This is a genomic window from Halomonas mongoliensis, from assembly GCF_052496345.1.
The window spans coordinates 1514741-1536081 of sequence record NZ_CP199288.1 but is presented as its reverse complement, the minus strand read 5'-3'; the positions used below and the strand labels follow the sequence as shown (position 1 = coordinate 1536081).

At 68.9% G+C, this 21341-nt stretch carries 20 protein-coding genes; 5 read left to right on the top strand and 15 right to left on the bottom strand.

The window, feature by feature from the left end; translation table 11 throughout:
* Nucleotides 1–4: 4 nt before the first annotated feature.
* The 8 genes from panB to dksA all read right to left on the bottom strand — a co-directional run bounded on the left by panB (nucleotide 5) and on the right by dksA (nucleotide 9602).
* The gene (panB, locus tag ACRYRV_RS07180; RefSeq protein WP_309637367.1) at nucleotides 5–796 is read right to left on the bottom strand and encodes a 3-methyl-2-oxobutanoate hydroxymethyltransferase; all 792 of its coding nucleotides are present in this window, start codon (nucleotides 794–796) and stop codon (nucleotides 5–7) included.
* Nucleotides 797–912: 116 nt separating this feature from the next.
* The gene (gene folK, locus ACRYRV_RS07175; protein WP_444985535.1) at nucleotides 913–1407 is read right to left on the bottom strand and encodes a 2-amino-4-hydroxy-6-hydroxymethyldihydropteridine diphosphokinase; all 495 of its coding nucleotides are present in this window, start codon (nucleotides 1405–1407) and stop codon (nucleotides 913–915) included.
* Nucleotides 1404–2822, bottom strand: coding sequence for a polynucleotide adenylyltransferase PcnB (gene pcnB, locus ACRYRV_RS07170; RefSeq protein WP_444985536.1), 1419 nt, complete (start codon nucleotides 2820–2822; stop codon nucleotides 1404–1406). The genes folK and pcnB overlap by 4 nt, the downstream gene beginning before the upstream one ends.
* A gap of 851 nt (nucleotides 2823–3673) precedes the next feature.
* Complete coding sequence (locus ACRYRV_RS07165) at nucleotides 3674–5068, bottom strand: sigma-54-dependent transcriptional regulator (RefSeq protein WP_309637364.1); 1395 nt, start codon at nucleotides 5066–5068, stop codon at nucleotides 3674–3676.
* A complete protein-coding gene (locus ACRYRV_RS07160) occupies nucleotides 5065–8004 on the bottom strand; it encodes an ATP-binding protein (protein WP_444985537.1) in 2940 nt (979 codons plus the stop codon). Before ACRYRV_RS07160 ends, ACRYRV_RS07165 begins: the two co-directional genes overlap by 4 nt.
* Nucleotides 7994–8170 carry a hypothetical protein gene (locus ACRYRV_RS07155; protein WP_309637362.1) on the bottom strand — a complete coding sequence of 59 codons (177 nt, stop codon included), beginning with the start codon at nucleotides 8168–8170 and terminating at the stop codon, nucleotides 7994–7996. Before ACRYRV_RS07155 ends, ACRYRV_RS07160 begins: the two co-directional genes overlap by 11 nt.
* Before the next feature lie 8 nt (nucleotides 8171–8178).
* Nucleotides 8179–9081, bottom strand: a complete 903-nt coding sequence (gluQRS, locus tag ACRYRV_RS07150; protein ID WP_444985538.1) for a tRNA glutamyl-Q(34) synthetase GluQRS — start codon at nucleotides 9079–9081, stop codon at nucleotides 8179–8181.
* Nucleotides 9082–9164: 83 nt separating this feature from the next.
* Nucleotides 9165–9602, bottom strand: a complete 438-nt coding sequence (dksA, locus tag ACRYRV_RS07145) for an RNA polymerase-binding protein DksA (RefSeq protein ID WP_253447845.1) — start codon at nucleotides 9600–9602, stop codon at nucleotides 9165–9167.
* A gap of 272 nt (nucleotides 9603–9874) precedes the next feature.
* On the opposite strand from dksA, the gene ACRYRV_RS07140 reads away from it, so the two are divergent.
* The gene (locus ACRYRV_RS07140) at nucleotides 9875–11035 is read left to right on the top strand and encodes a pyridoxal phosphate-dependent aminotransferase (protein ID WP_309637360.1); all 1161 of its coding nucleotides are present in this window, start codon (nucleotides 9875–9877) and stop codon (nucleotides 11033–11035) included.
* A 4-nt stretch (nucleotides 11036–11039) separates the two neighbouring features.
* Entirely contained in the window at nucleotides 11040–11798 is a 759-nt protein-coding gene (gene sfsA / locus ACRYRV_RS07135) for a DNA/RNA nuclease SfsA (RefSeq protein ID WP_309637359.1), read from the top strand.
* 30 nt (nucleotides 11799–11828) lie between these two features.
* Here sfsA and ACRYRV_RS07130 read toward each other — a convergent pair whose 3' ends face one another.
* The 6 genes from ACRYRV_RS07130 to ACRYRV_RS07105 form a co-directional block, all read right to left on the bottom strand.
* A complete protein-coding gene (locus ACRYRV_RS07130; protein ID WP_253447853.1) occupies nucleotides 11829–12284 on the bottom strand; it encodes a DUF4426 domain-containing protein in 456 nt (151 codons plus the stop codon).
* Between the two features lie 27 nt (nucleotides 12285–12311).
* Nucleotides 12312–12908 carry a methionine biosynthesis protein MetW gene (gene metW / locus ACRYRV_RS07125; RefSeq protein WP_253451933.1) on the bottom strand — a complete coding sequence of 199 codons (597 nt, stop codon included), beginning with the start codon at nucleotides 12906–12908 and terminating at the stop codon, nucleotides 12312–12314.
* Nucleotides 12908–14065 carry a homoserine O-succinyltransferase MetX gene (gene metX, locus ACRYRV_RS07120; protein WP_253447856.1) on the bottom strand — a complete coding sequence of 386 codons (1158 nt, stop codon included), beginning with the start codon at nucleotides 14063–14065 and terminating at the stop codon, nucleotides 12908–12910. The genes metW and metX overlap by 1 nt, the downstream gene beginning before the upstream one ends.
* A gap of 52 nt (nucleotides 14066–14117) precedes the next feature.
* Nucleotides 14118–14699 (bottom strand): YggT family protein, encoded by a 582-nt coding sequence (locus ACRYRV_RS07115; RefSeq protein ID WP_253447859.1) that lies wholly within the window; start codon nucleotides 14697–14699, stop codon nucleotides 14118–14120.
* A 58-nt stretch (nucleotides 14700–14757) separates the two neighbouring features.
* The gene (proC, locus tag ACRYRV_RS07110) at nucleotides 14758–15582 is read right to left on the bottom strand and encodes a pyrroline-5-carboxylate reductase (protein WP_253447862.1); all 825 of its coding nucleotides are present in this window, start codon (nucleotides 15580–15582) and stop codon (nucleotides 14758–14760) included.
* Between the two features lie 71 nt (nucleotides 15583–15653).
* On the bottom strand, nucleotides 15654–16373 hold the full coding sequence (locus ACRYRV_RS07105; RefSeq protein WP_444985539.1) for a YggS family pyridoxal phosphate-dependent enzyme: 720 nt from the start codon (nucleotides 16371–16373) through the stop codon (nucleotides 15654–15656).
* Nucleotides 16374–16439: 66 nt separating this feature from the next.
* Here ACRYRV_RS07105 and ACRYRV_RS07100 point away from each other — a divergent pair, with 66 nt between their 5' ends.
* Complete coding sequence (locus ACRYRV_RS07100; RefSeq protein WP_309637357.1) at nucleotides 16440–17477, top strand: type IV pilus twitching motility protein PilT; 1038 nt, start codon at nucleotides 16440–16442, stop codon at nucleotides 17475–17477.
* A 27-nt stretch (nucleotides 17478–17504) separates the two neighbouring features.
* A complete protein-coding gene (locus ACRYRV_RS07095) occupies nucleotides 17505–18650 on the top strand; it encodes a PilT/PilU family type 4a pilus ATPase (protein ID WP_444985540.1) in 1146 nt (381 codons plus the stop codon).
* A 19-nt stretch (nucleotides 18651–18669) separates the two neighbouring features.
* Here ACRYRV_RS07095 and ACRYRV_RS07090 read toward each other — a convergent pair whose 3' ends face one another.
* Nucleotides 18670–19809, bottom strand: a complete 1140-nt coding sequence (locus tag ACRYRV_RS07090; protein WP_444985541.1) for an anhydro-N-acetylmuramic acid kinase — start codon at nucleotides 19807–19809, stop codon at nucleotides 18670–18672.
* 115 nt (nucleotides 19810–19924) lie between these two features.
* Between ACRYRV_RS07090 and tyrS the strand changes: the two genes are divergently transcribed.
* Nucleotides 19925–21124, top strand: coding sequence for a tyrosine--tRNA ligase (tyrS, locus tag ACRYRV_RS07085; RefSeq protein ID WP_444985542.1), 1200 nt, complete (start codon nucleotides 19925–19927; stop codon nucleotides 21122–21124).
* Nucleotides 21125–21341: the final 217 nt, after the last annotated feature.

The following is a 21341-nucleotide window of genomic DNA, read 5'->3' as shown; positions in this document are numbered from 1 at the left end:
GGGGCTAGAAGCAGTGTTCCTCGGCGGGGAAGCGGCGAGCCTTGACGTCCTCGTGGTAGCGCCGGAAGGCGCCGTGGATGTCCTCGGCCTCGGCCATGAAGTTCTTGACGAAGCGCGGCTTGCGGCCCGCCGTGACGTCGAGCATGTCGTGCATCACCAGTATCTGGCCGTCGGTATCGGGGCCGGCACCGATGCCGATCACCGGGACGTCGAGGGCCTCGGTGATGGCGCGGCCCAGGCTCGCCGGCACGCACTCCAGCAGGATGATGGAGGCGCCGGCCTCCACCAGCACCCGGGCGTCCTCGAGGATCTGGGTGGCGCGCTCGGCATCACGCCCCTGCACCTTGTAACCGCCCAGCTGATAGACCGTCTGGGGGGTAAGGCCCAGGTGGGCGCAGACCGGCACGCCGCGGCGGGTCAGCTCGCGGATGCCGTCGGCCATCCAGGCCTCGCCCTCCACCTTGACCATCTCGGCGCCGGCGCGCATCAGCTCGCCGGCGTTCTCCAGCAGGCGTTCGGTACTGGCGTTGCCCATGAAGGGAAGGTCCACCATCAGCAGGCTGGCGCCCTTGCCGCGGGCCACGCAGCGGGTGTGGTAGCAGATCTCCTCCAGGGTCACCGGCAGGGTGCTGGCGTGGCCCTGGAGGACCATCCCTAAGGAGTCGCCGACCAGCAGCACCTCGATGCCGGCATCGCTGGCGGCACGGGCAAAGGAGGCGTCGTAGGCGGTCAGGCAGCTGAAGGACTCACCGGCGCGCTTGAAGGCCTGCAGCGTGCTCAGGGTGACGGTTTTCATGGCGTGCTCTCGTCGTTATGGCGCATCGGGAACGGGCTAGCCGATCCGGCGTGTAACCTGCAATTGTTACCCGAACCCCGGTGGCGTGTCGATAGGTAACACTTGCGGCGATGGGCTCAGGTGCGGGGTAACAGTGCCCTCAGGCCGCTCGTCTCCAGGGTCTCTGCCAGCGCCGCCAGGCGGCGACCATCCGGCAGGATGGCCTGCGGCGCCAGCTCCAGCAGGGGCACCAGCACGAAGGGGCGCCGCGTCATCTCCGGGTGCGGTACCGTCAGGCGGGGCAGTGCCAGGCGGTTGTCATCGAACAGTAGCAGATCCAGGTCCAGGGTGCGGGGCCCCCAGCGGCACTGGCGGATCCGGCGGTGGCGCTGCTCCAGGGCCTGGAGCTGGTCGAGCAGGGCCAGCGGCGAGAGGTGCGTCTCGAGGAGCGCGACGGCGTTGATGTAGTCGGGCTGGTCCTGGGGGCCTACCGGTCGGCTGGCATAGAGTCCCGAGGCCGCGATTTGCCGGGTCAGCGGAAGCCCGTCGAGCTCAGCCAGGGCGCGCTCGACGTGGCCGCGGGGGTCGTCGAGGTTGCTCCCAAGCCCGACCCAGGCCCGATGCTGGCTCATGCGTTGCCGTTGCCGCCGTTGCCGCCGTTGCCGCCGTTGCGAGGCTTGCGGCGGCGGCGCTTGCGCTTGCGCGGGGCGCCGCTGCCGGCGGGATTGGCGCCGGCCTTGTCGAGCAGGCGGCGCTGCTCGTGCTCGTCGGCCTCCTGGAAGGCGGTCCACCAGTCGCCCAGGCCCGGGGCAAGCTCGCCGGCCGCTTCCCGCAGCAGCAGCAGGTCGTAGGCGGCCCGGAAGCGGGGGTGTTCCCGGGTCTGGAAGACGCGGCGGCCGCGGCGCAGGGGCAGGCGCTGCTGCAGGTCCCAGATGTCCCGCATCGGCAGGCTGAAGCGCTTCGGAATGGAGATATGCTGCAGCTGGCGCGAGACCACCTGCTGGGAGGCGGCCTGCAGTGCGGGGATCGGCGGCAGCCCCTGGGCCTCCTGTTCGGCCTGGCGCAGGACCACCGGGCCCCACAGCAGGGCGGCGAACAGGAAGGCCGGGGTGACCGGGCGCTCCTCGGCGATGCGCCGGTCGGTGCTGGCCAGCGCCGCCTCCACCAGGGGCTCGGCCCAGGGCAGCTCCTCCATGGCCTCGGCGGCTTCCGGGAAGAGCATCTCGAAGAGCCCGTAGTGGCGCAGCAGGCGGAAGGTCTCGACGCCGTGGCCGCCCATGAAGAGCTTGAGGATCTCGTCGAACAGCCGGGCCGGCGGGATCTGCAGCAGCAGCGGGGCCAGCTCGTGGATCGGCGCCTCGGTGCTGGGCGCCAGGTGGAAGTCGAGCTTGGCCGCGAAGCGTATCGCACGCAGCATGCGGACCGGGTCCTCCCGATAGCGGGTGGCCGGGTCACCGATCAGGCGTAGGGTGCGCGCCTCGATGTCCGGCACGCCGCCGGCGAAGTCGTGGATCGAGAAGTCGGCGATGCTGTAGTAGAGCGCATTGATGGTGAAGTCGCGGCGCAGGGCATCCTCCTGGATGTTGCCCCAGACGTTGTCGCGCAGCAGCAGACCCTCGTCGGACTGCTGGGCGATATGGTCGCCGTGGTCGTCGCCGGGCTTGCCGCGGAAGGTGGTGACCTCGATCACCTCGCGGCCGAAGCGCACGTGCACGATGCGAAAGCGTCGGCCGATGATCCGCGAGTTGCGGAACAGCGCCTTGACCTCCTCCGGCGTGGCGTCGGTAGCCACGTCGAAGTCCTTGGGCATGCGGCCGAGCAGGGAGTCGCGAATGCAGCCGCCCACCAGATAGGCCTGGTAGCCGGCGTTGTGCAGCCGGTAGAGCACCTTGAGAGCGGCATCGCTGAAGTGCTGGCGCGACACCGGGTGCTCCTGGCGGGGAATGATGCGCAGCTCGGGCGTGCCGGCGGCGGCGCTGTCGGGGCCGAAGAGGGACTTCAGGCGTTCGCCCGGACTCTGCAGGAAACGGGTAAATCCTTTGAACATGCGTCGATATCGACTCGCGGGGCGGAAAAAGGGTGCGAAAGGGATTGAGTGTAGCCGACGCCCGGGACCTTGCATAGCGTGATGCCGGCCGAGGTGGGCCCACAGTAGAAGGGGGAGACCTGTCGGCCTCCCCCTCAAGCGTTCATGCAGCGTCCTTGCTGCTGGTTCTTCTTCGTGATGGCACATCGCCTTGAATACGCACCGCAGTCACCAGGGTAGTGATCAGGCTAGCTGTGTTGTTGTCCTTGTTGGCGCCCCTGGGGGGTGACCGCCTCGTATTCAAAACAATAATCCAACCACGACGGCAGCTAATCTGCCTCCCCCCGGCTTGTTGGTGTTGTTGCCGGGGGTGCATCTTCGACGGCGCTTGTTCTTGTTGTTGGCCGTACCGATGCGTCGCGTCCTGGGTCTTCCGGTACCTTGCGACGGCTTGTTGTTGTTCTTGGGCAAGGGGCCGGGCGTGTCGGCTGTTGTTCTTGTTGGTCGACTGCGCCTGTGCTGCTCTGGCCCGCTGACTTGTTGTTGTTGGCTAGCGGGTCTGGTCACGTCCGGCTGCGGTGTTGTTCTTGTTGTTGCGCTAGGGCAGCGGGTGACACCGGAACTTGTTTTTCTTGCCCAGATATACTGCACCCCGCGTGCCACCTTGTTTTTATTCCATATGGAACAGTGGCTTATGGATATGGTGCGGCCTGTGCTCCGGGCGCTTCTGGAGAAGTGTTACCCGTCAGGCACCATCTGAGCGCACAGGCTGTGTGGGACGGTAACAAATGGGGCAGAGTGGGTAGCCGGTGCCCAGACGACAGCGCCCGCGGCCTTGGCCGCGGGCGCTTGCACTATGGTCGTAGAGCCAGCTACTCGCTCTTGCGCCGGGGGCTCTTCTTGCGGGGAATGCCGAGGCGCTGGCGTCGCTCCCATAGCGACTTGCGGCTGATGCCGAGCTTCTGGGCCAGCTCCGTCTCGCTCATCTGGTCCTGGTGCTCCAGGACGAAGTGCTGGAAGTAGTCCTCCAGGGAGAGGTCATCCTCACCGCCCTCGGCCGTGGCAGGCTTGGCGGGCTCCTCCTGGGCGGGGGCCGGCGGGCGGGCGGCGGGGGCGGCAGCGCTGGGGGGGGAGAGTCCCAGGTCGTCCGGATGGATCAGGTGGCCCTCGGCCAGAATCACGCCGCGCTCCAGGGCGTTCTCCAGCTCGCGCACGTTGCCGGGCCAGGGGTAGTCGTGGATCTCGCGGCGGGCGGCCCGGGAGAGGCGCAGCCCTTCGCGGTCATGGCGCCGGCACGCCTTCTCCAACAGGGTGTCGGCGATCAGCAGGACGTCATCCTCGCGCTCCCGCAGCGGCGGCAGATCGATCTGCATGACGTTGAGCCGGTAGTAGAGGTCGAGGCGGAACTCGCCGGTCTTCGACAGGGCGCGTAGGTCGCGGTGGGTAGCGGCGATCAGGCGCACGTCCACGTGGCGGGTCTCCACCGAGCCTATCTTGCGGATCTCGCCCTCCTGGAGCACGCGCAGCAACCGGGCCTGGGCGTCCAGGGGCAGCTCGCCGATCTCGTCGAGAAAGAGGGTGCCACCGTCGGCGGCCTCCACCAGGCCGGTGCGCGCCGCGCTGGCGCCGGTGAAGGCGCCCTTCTCGTGGCCGAACAGCTCCGACTCGATCAGGGTCTCGGGAATCGCCGCGCAGTTGACGCAGATCAGCGGGGCCTGGGCCCGCCTGCTCTGCTGATGAAGGGCCCGGGCCACCAGCTCCTTGCCGGTGCCGGACTCTCCCTGGATCAGCACGGTGACGTCGGCGGGGGCGGTCTTGCGGATGCGCGAGTAGACCAGCTGCATGGCCGGGCAGTTGCCGATCATCGGCTGGGCCTGGCCGCCGGGCTCGGTGATGTCGGGGGGCTCCGCCCGCCGCGAGGCCTGCAGGTGCAGCACCCGGGCCACGGTCTCGAGCAGCTCGTCGTGGTCGAAGGGTTTGGCCACATAGTCCACCGCGCCCTGCTTCAGGGCATCCACCGCCGAGCGCATGCTGGCGTAGCTGGTCATGATCAGTACGGGGACCGGTGCCGCCCGGGGAATCAGCTCGGTGCCGGGGGCGCCGGGCAGGCGCAGGTCGCTTATCACCAGGTCGAAGCGCTGGGGGTCCAGGGCCAGGGCCTCATCCACCGAGCCAGCCTCCTCGACGCGGTAGTCGTGGCGCTCCAGCAGGCGGCGCAGGGCGCTGCGGATGATGGCTTCATCTTCTACGATCAGGATCCGGCTCATCGCGGTGTCTCACCCTCCTGTGGGTTCAGCGGCAGCCAGAGGCTGATGCGGGTGCCGTGCTCCTGGCCCGGCAGCGGCGACTCGATATCGATCTGGCCGTGGTGCTCGGCGACGATGCTGTAGACCAGCGGCAGGCCGAGCCCGGTGCCCTCCCCGGGCGGCTTGGTGGTGGTGAAGGGCTCGAAGAGGTGGTCGCGGACCCGCTCGTCGATACCGTGCCCCTGATCGGTGACGGTCACTCGAAGCCCGCTCCCCTCCGGGGCCGCCTCGATGATGACGCTGTCGCCGGGCTGGCTGGCGTCGCGGGCGTTGCCGAGCAGGTTGACCATCACCTGAAGCAGCCGCTGGGCGTCGCCCTGTACCCGGGGCGCGTCGGGACAGCGATTCTCGAAGCGCACATCCTCCCCCGAGCGGGCGAGGTGGATCAAGTGGATGGCCTCGTCGACCACCTCGGCCAGGGAGACCGGCGCAAAGGCCTGCCCGCCCAGGTGGCGGCCGCCGTGGGCGAAGCCCACCAGGGAGGAGACGATGCGCGAGACGCGGTCGGTGAGCTGCTGGATCTGGGCGGCGGTGGCCAGCACCTCGGGGTCGTCGGTGTCGTAACGCAGGTTCTGGGCGAGCGACGAGATGCCGGTGATGGGGTTGCCGATCTCGTGGGCGACGCCGGCGGCGAGCTGGCCGATGGAGGCCAGGCGGGCGGCATGTACCAGCTCATCCTCCAGCCACTTCATCTCGCTGTGGTCCTCCACCAGGACCACCAGGCCGCCGGGCTCGCTGTCGTCACCGGCCAGTTCGGCCTTGTGCAGGCTCAGGAAGCGGACGCCGCCTTCCAGGGGCACCGGCTGCTTGTAGAGCTGGTTCTGGGGCTCGGCCAGGATACGCCCCAGCAGCTCGCCCCAGGGCGCGGGGAGGCTGTCGCGGCGGGCGCCGATCACGCTGGCGCCATCGATGCCGCTGAGCTGGGCCAGGGCGTCGTTCCACATCAGCAGCTCGCCATCCTCGCCGAAGGCGCAGAGCCCGATGGGCAGGCGGGTCAGGGTGCGGCGATGGTAGCGGCGCAGGCCGTCCAGCTCCCGGGCCAGGCCGGTGAGCCGCGAGCGGTAGGCCTCCAGGCGGCTCTCCACGAAGTGGATGTCGTCGGTAGCGCCCGGCACGTCGTGCCGGTAGGGCAGGTGGCGGTCGACGATGTCCTGGGCCACCGAGGGCCCCATCAGCCCCGAGAGGTTGGCCTGCAGGCGATCGCGCAGGCGGCGCAGGGCGTAGGGGCGGCCATCCAGGGGCGAGAGGCCCAGGTCATCCAGGGCGCGGTCCACCTCGCGGTGCGCCACCTGCTCGCCCAGGGCCCGGGCCAGGTACGCCTTGAACTCCTCGCCGTTGGTGGCCTCCAGGGGGAGCCGCTTGGGCCGGATCACGGCATCCACCGAGCAGGCCTCGGCGGCGGCACGCTCTCCCTCGGAGGTGGGGGTGGCCAGGGAGACCAGGATGAAGACCAGGGCGTTGCCGGCCAGGGAGACCAGGGTCACCACGAACCACTCCGGCTCGCCGGCCAGCCCCTCGAGCCCGGGGGGGACCAGCAGCAGTGCCGGCAGGCCGGTGAGCAGCGGGAGCCAGAGGCCGAACAGCCACACCAGCAGGCCCACCGACAGGCCGGCCACCATGCCCTTGCGGTTGGCGCCGGGCCAGTAGAGCAGCGCCAGCAGGCCGGGCAGGCACTGGGCCATGCCCACGAAGGCGGCCAGGGCCAGGGTCGAGAGGTCGTGGTGAACGCTGACGGTGCGGTAGAAGAGCCAGCCGCCCAGCACCACGGCCCCGACCAGGGCGCGGCGCAGCCAGAGCAGCCAGCGGTAGAGGTCGAGCTGGGCCTCCGGGGGGTGGGCCACCAGCAGCACGTGGTTGAGGATCATGCCGGCCAGGGCCAGGGCGATCATCACCATGGTGGCGCTGGTGGCGGCGAGCCCGGCGATGAAGGCCAGCGCCTGCACCCAGGGAGCGTCGGACAGCGCGAAGGCCAGGTAGGCGGAGGGCAGCTGCGCCTGGCCGCCGAGGCTCTGCCCGGCCCACAGGATCAGCGGCACCGGCAGCGCCATCAGCAGCAGGAAGAGCGGCAGCGACCAGCTCGCCTGGAGCAGGGTGTGGCGGGTGTGGGTCTCGGTAAAGGTGATATGGAAGATATGCGGCATCAGCAGTGCCGCGGCGAAGAAGAGCAGCAGCAGGGTGCGCCAGTGGGCAGGGTCGGGCTGCACGACGCCGGCCTGGAAGGCCTGGCCGGGCCCGTCGATCCACGCCTGGAGGTCGGCGGGGCCGTCGAAGACCACGAAGAGGGCGAAGGCGCCGAGGCTCAGCATGGCCACCAGCTTGATCAGGGAGGAGAGGGCGAGCACCGCCAGCAGGCTGTCATGGTGGCCATCCACATGACGGCGGCGGGCGCCGAACAGCATGGCAAACAGGGCGATGATGGCGCAGAAGGCCAGCGCCAGCAGCGAGGGCGAGGCGGCGCCGGTCATCAGGAAGATGGCGTCCCCCATGGTCTGCACCTGCAGGGCCAGCAGCGGCATCACCGCCAGCAGGCTGACCAGGGTGATCAGGGTGCCGACCCAGCGCGAGCGGAAGCGGAAGGCGAATAGGTCGGCCAGGGAGGCAAGCTGGTAGGTGCGCACCATACGCTGGATCGGCACCAGCAGCACCGGGGCGAGCAGGAAGGCGCCGGCCACCCCCAGGTAGTAGGCCAGGTAGCCGTAGCCGGAGGTGGAGGCCATCTCCAGGCTGCCGTAGATCGCCCAGGCGCTGGCGTAGACACCCAGCGCCAGGGTGTAGACCACCGGATGGCGGGTGATCCGCGGGCCGATCAGGCCGCGCTCCACGGCCAGGGCGCAGAGAAAGAGCACCAGCAGAAAGCCGATGCCCAGGGCGAGCATGCCGGCCAGGCTAGCGTTCATCGAGCTTCCTCTTCTGTTCCAGCCAGAGGGTCAGGGCGATCAGTACGCCCCAGATCATGAAGGGCCGGTACCAGGCGACCCCCGGGCTGGCCCAGCCGCTCATCATCAGCGGCGAGAGCAGATAGCCGCCGAGGACCAGGAACAGCAGGATGCGGTAGACGTACATGGCATCTCTCAGTCGGGAAGGGCGGCGTCCGCCCCGTGGGTGCGGTGCGGCTCGGCACTCAGCCGTGCCACCTGCCAGTGGGCGATGGCCCAGGCCAGCTGCTCCGCCACCGGCGCCGCGCGGAGTTCGGCCGGCGGGGCCTGGTCCAGGGCCGTCAGCGCGCCATGCAGCAGCGGGCGCACGGCCTCGTCTTCGGTGGGCAGGGCCGGCGCCAGATTCTGCTTGGAGAGCTTCTGCCCATCCTCGCCGAGGATCAGCGGCAGGTGCAGGTAGCGCGGCTCCGGGTAGCTCAGGGCGTGCTGCAGCTGGCGCTGCCAGGGGGTGTTGTCGAGCAGATCGAAGCCGCGCACCACGTCGCTGATGCCCTGGTCGGCGTCGTCCACCACTACCGCCAGCTGGTAGGCCCAGAGCCCATCCTTGCGCTTGAGCACCACGTCGCCGAGGTCGGCCGGGTCGAAGCACTGCTCGCCGAACAGCCGGTCCTGCCACACCACCGGGCGCAGGCCCAGGTCGCTGCGCAGCCGCCAGGCCACCGGCCTGCCGGGCTCGCGCACGCCCTGACGGCACCAGCCGGGATAAACGGGGTAGTCGCGCCACTGCTTTCGCGAGCAGCTGCAGGGGTAGGCCAGGCCCTGGTCGACCAGCCGCGTCAGGGCGGCCTGGTAGGCGTCATGGCGATCGTGCTGCCAGAGCGCCGGCCCGTCCCAGTGCAGGCCGAAGGCCTCGAGCTGGCGCTGGATGGCATCGGCGGCCCCGGCGGGGCAGCGTGGCGGGTCGATGTCCTCGATGCGCAGCCGCCACTCGCCGCCGGCGCGGCGGGCATCCAGGTAGCTGGCCAGGGCGGCTACCAGCGAGCCGAAGTGCAGCGGGCCCGAGGGGGTCGGGGCGAAGCGTCCGCGATAGAACGTCATGCAGGGCTCCGGTTGTCAGACACGCAAACGGGCACCCTGAGGTGCCCGTTGCAGCGCGATGGAAAAGGCATCGGCACGCCGACTCAGCCGCCCAGCTGCTTTTCCTTGAGCTCGGCCAGCGTCTTGCAGTCGACGCAGAGGGTGGCCGTGGGGCGGGCCTCCAGGCGACGGATGCCGATCTCGACGCCGCAGGCCTCGCAGAAACCGTAGTCGTCCTCGTCGATCTTCTCGAGGGTTTCATTGATCTTCTTGAGCAGCTTGCGCTCGCGATCCCGGGTGCGCAGCTCCAGGCTGAAGCCCTCTTCCTGGGTGGCGCGGTCGGCCGGGTCGGCGTAGTTGTTCGCCTCTTCCTGCAGGTGACGTACGGTGCGGTCCACCTCTTCCATGAGCTCCTGCTTCCAGCCCAGCAGGATCTGTCGGAAGTGCTCCAGCTGCTGCTCGTTCATGTACTCTTCACCCGCCGCCGGCTCGTAGGGGGTGAACTTCTTGGGAGCTTCCGCTTTCTTGTCGGCTACTGGCATGGGACTGCCTCGTTACTTGAGTGACTGCTGATCAATACCCGCCGTGATGCAAGGTATCTCACGCCAAAGGCATGCTTGTTTAGCGGAAAAACCGAGGCTTTGCAACCTCATGCCCCCCGCCGGCTGCGAACCTGCCACCAAAGTCGCTACACTGGCACGTTTCGAGGCGATGACCGTTCGACCACGGCGGGGAGTCCGCGCTCCCCGTGCGTAGGATTATTCCTCCGGCAGGCATGATGTCATGCCCGCCGACAGCTGACAGGAGTCTTGCCATGGCGTGGAGTCCACGCATCGACCGGGTCGCTCCCTTCCGGGTGATGAGCCTGCTGGAGACCGCCCAGGCCCGTGAGGCCGCGGGCCACGACGTGATCCATCTGGAGGTGGGCGAGCCCGACTTCGCGACCCCCGAGTCGGTGGTGGCGGCCGGCCAGGCGGCGCTGTCGGCGGGGCATACCCGCTACACCCCGGCGGCGGGGCTGCCGGCCCTGCGCGAGGCGATCGCCGGCCACTATGCCGAGTACTTCGGTGCCGAGGTGGACCCGCGGCGCATCCTGGTCACGCCGGGGGCCTCCGGGGCGCTGCTGCTGGCCAGCCAGCTGCTGGCCGGCCCCGGCGATCGCGTGCTGATGGCCGATCCCAACTACCCCTGCAATCGCCACTTCATGGCTCTGGCCGGGGCCGAGGTGGATGCCGTACCGGTGGGCCCCGAGAGCGGCTGGCAGCTGGATGCGGGCCTGATCGAGGCCCACTGGCGCGATGCCACCCGCCTGGCGATGCTGGCCACCCCCTCCAACCCCACCGGCCATATGCTGGATGCCGACCGGCTCGCGGCGGTGGCGGAGACCGTGGCGGCCAGGGGCGGGCACCTGCTGGTGGACGAGATCTACCAGGGGCTCTGCTTCGATCTCGAGCCGCTCTCGGTGGCCTCGCTCACCCCGGACGCCTTCGTGGTCAACAGCTTCTCCAAGTACTTCGGCATGACCGGCTGGCGACTGGGCTGGCTGTTGGCGCCGGAGGCGGCGGTGGAGCCGCTGACCCGGCTGGCCCAGAACGTCTTCCTGGCCGCCCCTACCCTCGCCCAGCATGCGGCGCTGGCGGCCTTCACCCCCGAGTGTCGCGGGATTCTCGAGGCCCGTCGCAGTGAGCTGGCGCGCCGTCGGGACGCCCTGCTGGCGGCCCTGGCGCCCCTGGGGCTTGCGCCCTCGCTGCCGCCCCAGGGCGCCTTCTACCTGTGGCTCGACATCTCCCGCTACAGCCACGACAGCCAGGCCTTCTGCCGGCGCCTGCTGGAGGAGGAGAACGTGGCGATCACGCCGGGGGTCGACTTTGCCCTCGAAGGGGGCGAGCACCATGTGCGCATCGCCTTTACCACCGGGGTCGAGCGCCTGGAGGAGGCGGTGAGCCGCCTCGCACGCTTCCTGGCCAGGCGGTAGGCGGATGGAGTATCCCGACCTGGTGCCGGGCACCCTGCTGCGGCGCTACAAGCGCTTTCTGGCCGACGTGCGCCTCGACGACGGCCGCGAGGTGGTGGCCCACTGCCCCAATACCGGCTCCATGCGGGCCGTGAACGTGCCGGGCTGCCGGGTGTGGCTCTCGCCCAGCGACAACCCGAAGCGCAAGCTGGCCTGGACCTGGGAGCTGATCGAGCTGCCCCAGCCCGATGGCGGCGTGGCGCTCGCCTCGGTGCAGACCGGGCGGGCCAACCGCATCGTCGAGGAGGCGCTTCGCGAAGGGCGGGTGGTGGAGCTGGCCGGCTATGCCGAGCTGAAGGCCGAGGTAAGGGTGTCGATTGGCGACGAGAAGGCATCGCGCCTCGATTTCCGCCTCGATGACCCCGAGCGCGGCAGCGCCTTCGTGGAGGTCAAGCAGGTGACGCTCCGGGAGGCCGACGGCCACGGCTACTTTCCGGACGCGGTGAGCGAGCGGGGCAGAAGGCACCTGGAGGTGCTGTCGGCGCTGGCCGAGCGCGGTGAGCGGGCGGTGCTGCTCTTCTGCGTGGCCCATGAGGCCATCCCCGACGTGGCGCCGGCCGAGCACCTCGACCCGGCCTATGCGGCGGCGCTGAGGGCGGCGGCGGCAAGCGGCGTGGAGGTGCTGGCGCGGCGCTGCGAGGTGGGGCGCCGCGGTGAGACACCGGTGGCGATTCGCCTCGGGCCGGTGCTGCCGGTGGCCCTCGAGCGACGTTTCAACGACTGATCGCCGGCGCCGGGCAGGCCCGGCGGAGACTCAGCGGTCGATGTAGAAGCGCTGGATAAAGCTGACCCGGGCCGGTTCGGCGTTGCGGTCGTGGAGCACTTCCAGGTCGAAGCGCATGGGCTCGTCGTCGTGGATGCGGAAGACCGCCACCTGGGAGGGGGCGTCGCCACTGCGCAGGGTGCGGAAGCTCAGTGGGGCGCTCGGATCGCTGCTGTTGAGTCCGCCTACCGTGCCGTTGACGCTGACCGGCAGGGCGCGGGTGGTGCCATCCTCGCGCTCTTCGAGCACGCTGACGTTGAGCAGCGCCATCACCTGGCTGCGCTGGATATTGTGTTCCCGTGCCACCTCTTCTGGCAGGAAGCTGGTGTTCACCGCGCTGTAGTGGATCTGATAGTTGCCGACCTGCTCATACTGCTGGGCGACGGCGGTGCCCGCCAGCAGCATCATGCCGGCGGCGAGCAGCCCGCTCAGGAAGCCTTGCCTCATCGTGAACCCTCTTGTGCCGTTGCCGGGTCAACCGCGGGCGACCCGGAAGATCGCGATTTCGCCGAACAGGTTGGGCCACAGCCGCGAGGTCCAGTGGCCCTCGTGGTCGCCGATGCCCACCGCTCGGTCGACGATAATGAGACCCTTGTCCCGGCAGAGTTGTTCAAAGTCGTTGAAGGTCGAGAGGTGGATGTTGGGGGTGTCGTACCAGGCGTGGGGCAGCGACTTGGAGACCGGCATGTAGCCGCGAATGCCCAGGTGCACCCGATGGCGCCAGTAGGCGAAGTTGGGGAAGGTGATGATCGCCTCACTGGCCACCCGCAGCATCTCGTCCAGAGCGCGGTCGGGGCGACGCAGGGCCTGCAGGGCCTGGGTCATGACCACCAGGTCGCAGGCGTCATCCTCGAAGTTGGAAAGCCCCTCGTCGAGGTTCTGCTCGATGACGTTGACGCCCCGGGCGACGCAGGCCGTGATGCCGTCGGGGTCGATCTCCAGACCGTAGCCGGTGACGTTCTTGTCCCGGGCCAGGGCCGCCAGCAGGGAGCCGTCGCCGCAGGCCAGGTCGAGGATATGGGCGCCCTCGGGGATCCAGTCGTGGATCAGCTTGAAGTCGGGCCGGTTCATCATGGGCGGGTCTCCAGGCCGATGTCGCGGGCGACGCGATCCATGAAGGCGGCGAACACCGCCTGGTAGCGAGGCTCCGGCATCAGGAAGGCATCGTGGCCATGGGTCGAGTCGATATTGGCATAGCTGACCGCCTTGCCGGCGCGCACCATGGCGTTGACCAGCTCCCGGGAGCGCGAGGGCGGGAAGCGCCAGTCGGTGGTGAAGCTGACCACCAGGAAGGGGCACTGCGCCGGGGCCAGGGCCCGGGCCAGGTCGCCCTCGTGGGCCGCGGCCGGGTCGAAGTAGTCCAGGGCCTTGGTCATCAGCAGGTAGGTGTTGGCGTCGAAGGAGGTGGAGAAGGTGTCTCCCTGGTAGCGCAGGTAGGACTCCACCTGGAACTCCACGTCGAAGCCGAAGTTGAGGTCGTCGCTGCGCAGGTCGCGGCCGAACTTGCTGCCCATGGCATCTTCGGAGAGGTAGGTGATATGCCCCACCATGCGCGCCAGCTTGAGGCCGCGCCGCGGCACGGTGCCGTGCTCGGCGTACCAGCCGTCGTGGAAGTCGGGGTCCGAGCGAATGGCCTGGCGGGCCACCTCGTTGAAGGCGATGTTCTGGGCCGACAGCTTGGGGGTGGCGGCGATCACCGCGGCGCTGGCGACCCGCTCGGGGTAGGCCAGGGCCCACTGCAGCGCCTGCATGCCGCCGAGGCTGCCGCCGATCACCGCGGCGAAGCGCTCGATCCCCAGGCGGTCGGCCAGCCGGGCCTGGCTGTTGACCCAGTCGCTGACCGTCATCATCGGGAACTCCGGCCCCCACAGCCGGCCGCTCTCGGGATTCTCGCGATTGGGGCCGGTGCTGCCGTGGCAGCCGCCCAGGTTGTTGAGCGAGACCACGAAGAAGCGCTCGGTATCGATGGACTTGCCGGGGCCGATATGGGTATCCCACCAGCCCGGCTTGCGCTCGTCGGCGCTGTGGTAGCCGGCGGCGTGATGATGCCCGGAGAGGGCGTGGCAGATCAGCACCGCGTTGGAGCGCTCGGCGTTCAGGGTGCCGTAGGTCTCGTAGACGAGGTCGTAGGCCGGCAGCGTCCTGCCGCAGGCCAAGGCCAGGGGGTCGTCGAAGTGCGCCGTTTGCGGCGTCACCAGGCCGACCGAGTCACCAGGGAGCTCGGGCATCAGTGGTTCCGTGTCCAGTCGTTGTGGTGGGGCTGAATGGGCGCGTCGGGCATCACAGCCCGACCAGGGCGCCGGCCACGCCGGCGGCGCGGGTCAGCGAGCCCACCACGATACCATCGATCATGCTGATGGCGATGAACGCCACGATGGGCGAGAGGTCGATCATGCCCAGGGGCGGGATCACCTTGCGCAGCGGGGCCATGATCGGCTCCACCAGCTGCATCACCAGCAGCGCCCCCGGATGGCTGGCGTTGGGCGCCACCCAGCTGAGGATGATCATCACGATCAGCGCGAAGAAGTAGATCTTCAGGATGGCATTGGCCAGCGCCGCCACGGCGCCGATGGCCACGCCGGCAATCGGCGCCATGCCGAAGCCGGCGATCTGCAGGATGATGACGATGCTGACCGCCTTGATCACGAAGCCGGCGGCTAGGGTGGCCATGTCGAAGCGACCCATCACCGGGCCCAGGAAGCCCTGGAAGGGGCGCACCGCCGGCTGGGTAATCTTCACTACCGTCTGGCTGATGGGGTTGTAGTAGTCGGCCTGTGACGCCTGCAGCAGGAAACGCAGCATCAGCAGGAAGATGTACAGGTTGACCAGGGTGTTGACCAGCAGCAGGCCGGCATTGCCCATGAGGATTCCTCCATGTCGTGGCTGGCCGCATCGGGCGGCCAGCCGGTAGCGGTGTGTGCTAGCGCTTGCCGAGCTCGGCGGCCATCTCGCGGGCGCGTTCGGCGCACTCTTCCATGGCCTCGGCCATCAGCTGGCGCAGGCCACCCTGCTCGAGGCGTGACACGGCGCGCTCGGTGGTGCCGCCCGGCGACATCACGTTGCGGCGCAGCTCCTCCGGCGGCTTGTCGCTGGCCATCGCCATCTTAGCGGCACCCAGGGCGGTCTGCATGGCCAGCCGGCGGGCGGTCTCGGCGGGCAGGCCGAGCCTGACGCCGGCCTCCTCCATGGCCTCGAACATCAGGAAGAAGTAGGCAGGCCCGCTGCCGGAGACGGCGGTGACGGCGTCGAGCAGGGGCTCCTCCTCGACCCAGGCCACCAGGCCCACGGCCTCCATCAGCTCGGTTGCAAGCGTGCGCTGCTCATCGCTGACCTTGGCGTTGGCGTAGAGACCGGAGGCGCCGGCGCCCACCAGGGCCGGGGTGTTGGGCATGCAGCGCACGATGGCCAGGTCGCCGCCGAGCCAGGCTTCCAGGGTCTCGGCGTCCAGGCCAGCGGCCACCGAGATGAGCAGCGGACGGCGCTGCTGCACCACGCTGGCGAGCCCCTCGCACACCTCTTTCATGATCTGGGGCTTTACCGCCAGCACCACCACGTCGGCCTGGGCCACGGCGGCGACGTTATCGGTATTGGTGTGGATGCCGTAGCGCTCATGGACCGGCGCCAGGAAGGCGTCGCTGGGCGAGGTGGCGGTGATCGAGGAGGGGGAGTGGCCGCTCTCGATCATTCCGCCGATGATGGCGCTGGCCATGTTGCCGGCGCCGATGAAGGTGACTCTGGTGGCCATGGGGGGTGTCCTGTATCGCTCGACGATGGGGCGCCGCGGGGTATCCGGCGGCGGCGTTGTTCGTTGGTGGCTCAGCGGGGCGGCTCGCGCTCCCCGAAGATGGCGGTGCCGACGCGTACCAGGGTAGCGCCTTCCCGCACGGCGGCTTCGAGGTCGCCGGTCATGCCCATGGAGAGGGTATCCAGCGGGGCCTCGGGGAAGCGCTCACGCAGCGCCTCCAGGGCCTCGCGCAGGCGGGCGAAGGGCTTCCGCTGGGCTTCCCGGTCCTCGGCGGGGGCCGGGATCGCCATCAGGCCGCGCAGGCGCAGGCGCGGCATCGAGAGCACCGCTTCGGCCAGCGCCGGCAGCTCGGCCAGGCTGGCGCCGGACTTGGTGGCCTCGTCGCTGATATTGACCTGCAGGCAGACCTCCAGCGGTGGCAATCCTTCGGGGCGTTGATCGTTGAGGCGCCGTGCAATCTTCTCGCGGTCTACGCTATGTACCCAGGCGAAGTGTTCGGCGATGTCGCGGGTCTTGTTGGACTGCAGCGGGCCGATGAAATGCCAGACGATGCCGTCGAGGTCGGCCAGCGCCGCCTGCTTCTCCAGGGCTTCCTGGACGTAGTTCTCGCCGAACTCGCGCTGGCCGAGGTGCCAGGCCTCGCGCACCAGTGCCGCCGGCTTGGTCTTGCTGACCGCCAGCAGGCTGGCCTCGGTGGCCGGGCGACCGGCGTCGTTCAGGGCCTCGGCCAGTCGAGTGCGCACGGCGGCCAGGGACTCGGCGAGCGGACTGTGAGCAGAAGAGGCCGTCATGTGGCAAGCTCTGTCATACTGTTCATTACAAGATGTCACCAGGGCTTCGGGAGCAAGGGAAAACGCATGGATATTACCGAACTGCTGGCGTTCTCGGCAAAACAGAAGGCCTCGGACCTGCACCTGTCGGCGGGCCTGCCGCCGATGATCCGAGTCGATGGCGATATACGCCGCCTGAACGTGCCGGCCATGGAGGACCGCGAGGTCCGCAAGCTGATCTACGACATCATGGCCGACCGCCAGCGCCGTGACTACGAGGAGTTCTACGAAACCGACTTCTCCTTCGAGGTGCCGGGCGTGTCGCGCTTCCGTGTCAACGTCTTCAACCATGCCCGTGGCGCGGGGGCGGTGTTCCGGACCATCCCCTCCGAGGTGCTGACCCTGGAGGATCTGGGGCTCGGGCAGGTGTTCCGTCAGCTCTCCATGCTGCCCCGGGGCCTGGTGCTGGTGACCGGCCCCACCGGCTCGGGCAAGAGCACCACGCTGGCGGCGATGATCGACTACGTCAACGACAACCGCTACGAGCATATCCTGACCATCGAGGACCCGGTGGAATTCGTCCACCGCAGCAAGCGCTGCCTGATCAACCAGCGCGAGGTGCACCGCGATACCCACGGTTTTGCTCCGGCCCTGCGCAGCGCCCTGCGCGAGGACCCGGACGTGATCCTGGTCGGCGAGATGCGCGACCTGGAGACCATTCGCCTGGCGCTGACCGCGGCGGAGACCGGTCACCTGGTGTTCGGCACCCTGCACACCACCTCGGCGGCCAAGACCATCGACCGGATCATCGACGTCTTCCCGGGTGATGAGAAGTCCATGGTGCGTTCGATGCTCTCCGAGTCGCTGCAGGCGGTGATCTCCCAGACCCTGCTCAAGCGCATCGGCGGGGGGCGCGTGGCGGCCCATGAGATCCTTGTCGCGACGGCGGCGGTGCGCAACCTGATCCGCGAGGACAAGGTGGCGCAGATCTACTCGGCCATCCAGACCGGCGGCAATCTGGGCATGCAGACCCTGGATGCCTCGCTGGCCAAGCTGGTGGCCGACAACGTGGTGGCTCGCGACGAGGCCCAGGCCAGGGCCAAGGGTGTGCTGCAGAGCCTCTGATACGACAGCGATGACAGGAGCAGGGACATGACGGCGAAAGAGTGGCTCTATCAGCTGCTGGACATCATGGTGCAGAAGGAGGCGTCGGACCTGCTGATCTCGGTCAATGCGCCGCCGACGCTGAAGATGGCCGGCAAGCTCACTCCCATGGGTGACCAGGGGCTCACCGTGGAGCAGGTCAACGAGCTGGTGAGTGCCGCCATTCCCGAGGGGGGGGGGACGGAGCGCTTCCGGGTCGAGCGGGAGGCCAACTTCGCGCTCAGCCTCAAGGGCAAGGGGCGCTTTCGCGTCAGCGCCTTCCAGCAGCGCAACCAGAAGGCCATGGTGATCCGTCGCATCGCCTTCGATATCCCCCACCTGGAGGAGCTCTCGCTGCCGCCGGTGCTGGGGGAGCTGGCCAATATCAAGCGCGGGCTGGTGTTCGTGGTGGGCGGTACAGGCACCGGCAAGTCGACCACCCTGGCCTCGATGATCCAGCAGCGTAACGAGACCCTGGGGGGCCATATCATCAGCGTCGAGGACCCCATCGAGTACGTGCATCCGCACAAGAAGGCGATCATCAACCAGCGCGAGGTGGGTATCGATACCGACTCCTTCGAGGTGGCGCTGAAGAATACCCTGCGCCAGGCGCCGGATGTGATCCTGATCGGCGAGGTGCGAACCCGGGAGACCATGGAGCACGCGCTGACCTTCGCCGAGACCGGCCACCTCTGCCTGGCGACCCTGCACGCCAACAACGCCAACCAGGCGCTGGATCGCATCATCCACTTCTTCCCCCACGAGCGGCACGAGCAGGTCTGGCTGGACCTTTCGCTCAACCTGCGGGCCATCGTGGCCCAGCAGCTGCTCCCCACGGTGGATGGCGGCCGCTGCCCGGCCATCGAAATCATGCTCAAGTCGCCGCTGATCGGCGACCTGGTACGCAAGGGGGAGGTCAACGAGGTCAAGAACGTCATGGCCCGCTCCCGGGATCTGGGCATGCAGACCTTCGACCAGGCGCTCTACGACCTCTTCCGGGCGGGTAGGATCACCGAGGAGGTGGCGCTGGTGCACGCCGATTCGGCCAACGACCTGCGCATGATGATCAAGTACGGCGATGAGGGTAGCGAGGGGCTGGCCCAGGCGCGCAAGGCGGCGAGCCAGCTCTCGCTCAAGCGCGACGAGGACTTCTGATGTGGCGGCTGCCCCCGGCTCAGGGGGCGTAGACCCCGCCCAGCACTCGGGGGCCCGCCGCGCCGGTCACCGAGGGGAGGTTGCCCGGCAGGCCGCGCAGCCTTCGCCAGGCCAGCCAGGCGAAGGCGCCGGCCTCCAGCCAGTCGGCGGGCCAGCCCGAGTCGGCGCTTGAGACAAGCGTGGTGGTGGGCAGCCGGCGGGCCAGCCGGGCCAACAGGTCGCGGTTGTGGGCGCCGCCGCCGCAGGGAATCAGCCGGGCCGGTTCGGGGGCCTGCAGCCGCTCCCGCGCCATCTCCACGGCCAGGGCCACGCTGGCCGCCGTCAGCTCGGCCAGGGTGGCCTGGACGTCCTCGGGACGCTCCCGGCCGCTCAGCCGTTTCTCGAGCCATTCCAGATGAAAGAGCTCGCGGCCCGTGCTGCGCGGCGGGGGCAGGTGAAAGAAGGGCTCCGTCAGCAGCCGGCCGAGCAGGGCCTCGTCGACTCGCCCCGAAGCGGCCCAGGCGCCATCGACGTCGAAGTGGCCGCCGCGGTGGCGTGAGTGCCAGGCGTCCAGCAGGGCGTTGGCGGGTCCGGAGTCGAAACCCAGCGGTGGCCGCGGGTCCTCGCACGGCGGCAGCAGGGTCAGGTTGGCGAAGCCGCCCAGGTTGAGCACCAGCTGCCACTCTCCCTCCGCGCGGAAGAGCGCCTGGTGGAAGGCCGGCGCCAGGGGTGCCGCCTGCCCCCCCGCGGCCAGGTCCCGTCGCCGGAAGTCGGCCACCACGCAGAGCCCGGTGAGCTCGGCCAGCAGGCTGGGGTTGTCCAGCTGCAGGGTGTAGGCGGGGCCGCCGGCGTGCCCCAGCGGGGCGTGTTCGATGGTCTGGCCGTGGCTGGCGATGGCCTCCACCGTCTCCCGGGGCGTGCCGCTGACTTCCAGCAGGGCCGCCACGGCATCTGCCTGCAGACGGCAGAAGAGATCCTCGGCGGCGGCGAGCTCCGCAAAGCTCGGACGCTCGGTGTGGCACAGCGCCCAAAGGGAATCGCGCAGGGCGGCGGGCATGGGTTCTGCGTGGGAGGCGAGCAGACGCGGGCGGCCGCTCTCCGAGGTGTCGTCCATTTCCACCAGGGCTGCGTCGATACCGTCCAGGCTGGTGCCGGACATCAGGCCGATATAAAGGGGCATGGCACTCTCTCGGGTCGTTGGGGCGTCACTGCAAGGCGTCGACTCATGCTACCATTCCGCCCCATTCGATGGTCCCGGCCGGGGCCCGGCAACCGTACACGTGGAGTAGGAGACGATGAGCGACGTGGCTAGCGCACTGGCGCTGCTCAAGCGAGGCACCCAGGAGATCCTGCTGGAAGAGGAGCTGATCAAGAAGCTGGAGTCCGGGCGCAAGCTGCGGATCAAGGCGGGTTTCGACCCCACCGCCCCCGACCTGCACCTGGGCCACAGCGTGCTGCTGACCAAGATGCGTCAGTTCCAGGACCTCGGCCACCAGATCATCTTCCTGATCGGCGACTTCACCGGGCGCATCGGTGACCCCACCGGCAAGAACGTCACCCGCAAGCCGCTCACCGAGGAGGAGGTCCGTGCCAACGCCCAGACCTACAAGGAGCAGGTGTTCAAGATCCTGGACCCCGAGAAGACCGAGGTGCGCTTCAACTCCGAGTGGTTCGGCGAGCTCAACGCCGCCCGCATGATCGAACTGGCCGCCCAGAGCACGGTGGCGCGCATGCTCGAGCGGGACGACTTCGACAAGCGCTACAAGTCCGGGCAGCCGATCTCCATCCACGAGTTCCTCTATCCGCTGGTGCAGGGGTACGACTCCGTAGCGCTTGAAGCCGACATCGAGATGGGCGGCACCGACCAGAAGTTCAACCTGCTGATGGGGCGCGAAATCCAGAAGCATTACGGCATGGAGCCCCAGGTAGTCATTACCATGCCGCTGCTCGAGGGGCTGGACGGCGTGCAGAAGATGTCCAAGTCGCTGGGCAACTATGTGGGAGTGGATGAGGCCCCGGGCGCCATGTTCAACAAGCTGGTCTCCATGCCTGACAGCCTGATGTGGCGCTACTTCGAGCTGCTCTCGCTGAAGTCCAACGAGGAGATCGAGTCGCTCAAGCGCGACGTTGAGACCGGCGCCAACCCCCGCGACATCAAGATGGTCCTGGCTCGCGAGCTGATCGGCCGCTACCACGGCGAGGAGGCCGCGGCCAATGCGCATCGCTCTGCGGGCAACCAGCTGGCCGAGGGTGAGCTCCCCGAGGACCTGCCCGAGGTGGAAGTGGACTTCGAAGGCAGCGAGCAGGTGCCCATCGCCGCGGTGCTCAACCGCTCCGGCCTGGCCAACAACAGCGCCCAGGCCAAGGACATGCTGGGCAACGGCCGGGTCAAGGTAGACGGCGAGGTGGTCGAGCGGGACCATATGTTGGCGACCGGCAAGAGCTACGTGATCCAGGCGGGCAAGAAGCGCTACGCCCGGGTGACCCTCAAGTAGCGAGCCGCCGGCCGCCCGGCTCAGGTTGGCAGATGCTGCGCCCGCTACGTGCGGGCGCAGCCGTTTCCGGGCTCCGCGTTTATTGCCTGGTGCTAATCGGCGCTGGCTGTCACTTATCTCTTGCCAGGCTATCCACAGCCCGGGGCGCCAAGGCGCTGTGGATAGCCGGGGCTGGCGCGCCGGATTCGCCCTTCGATCACCCTCCTGAAACTTTTTT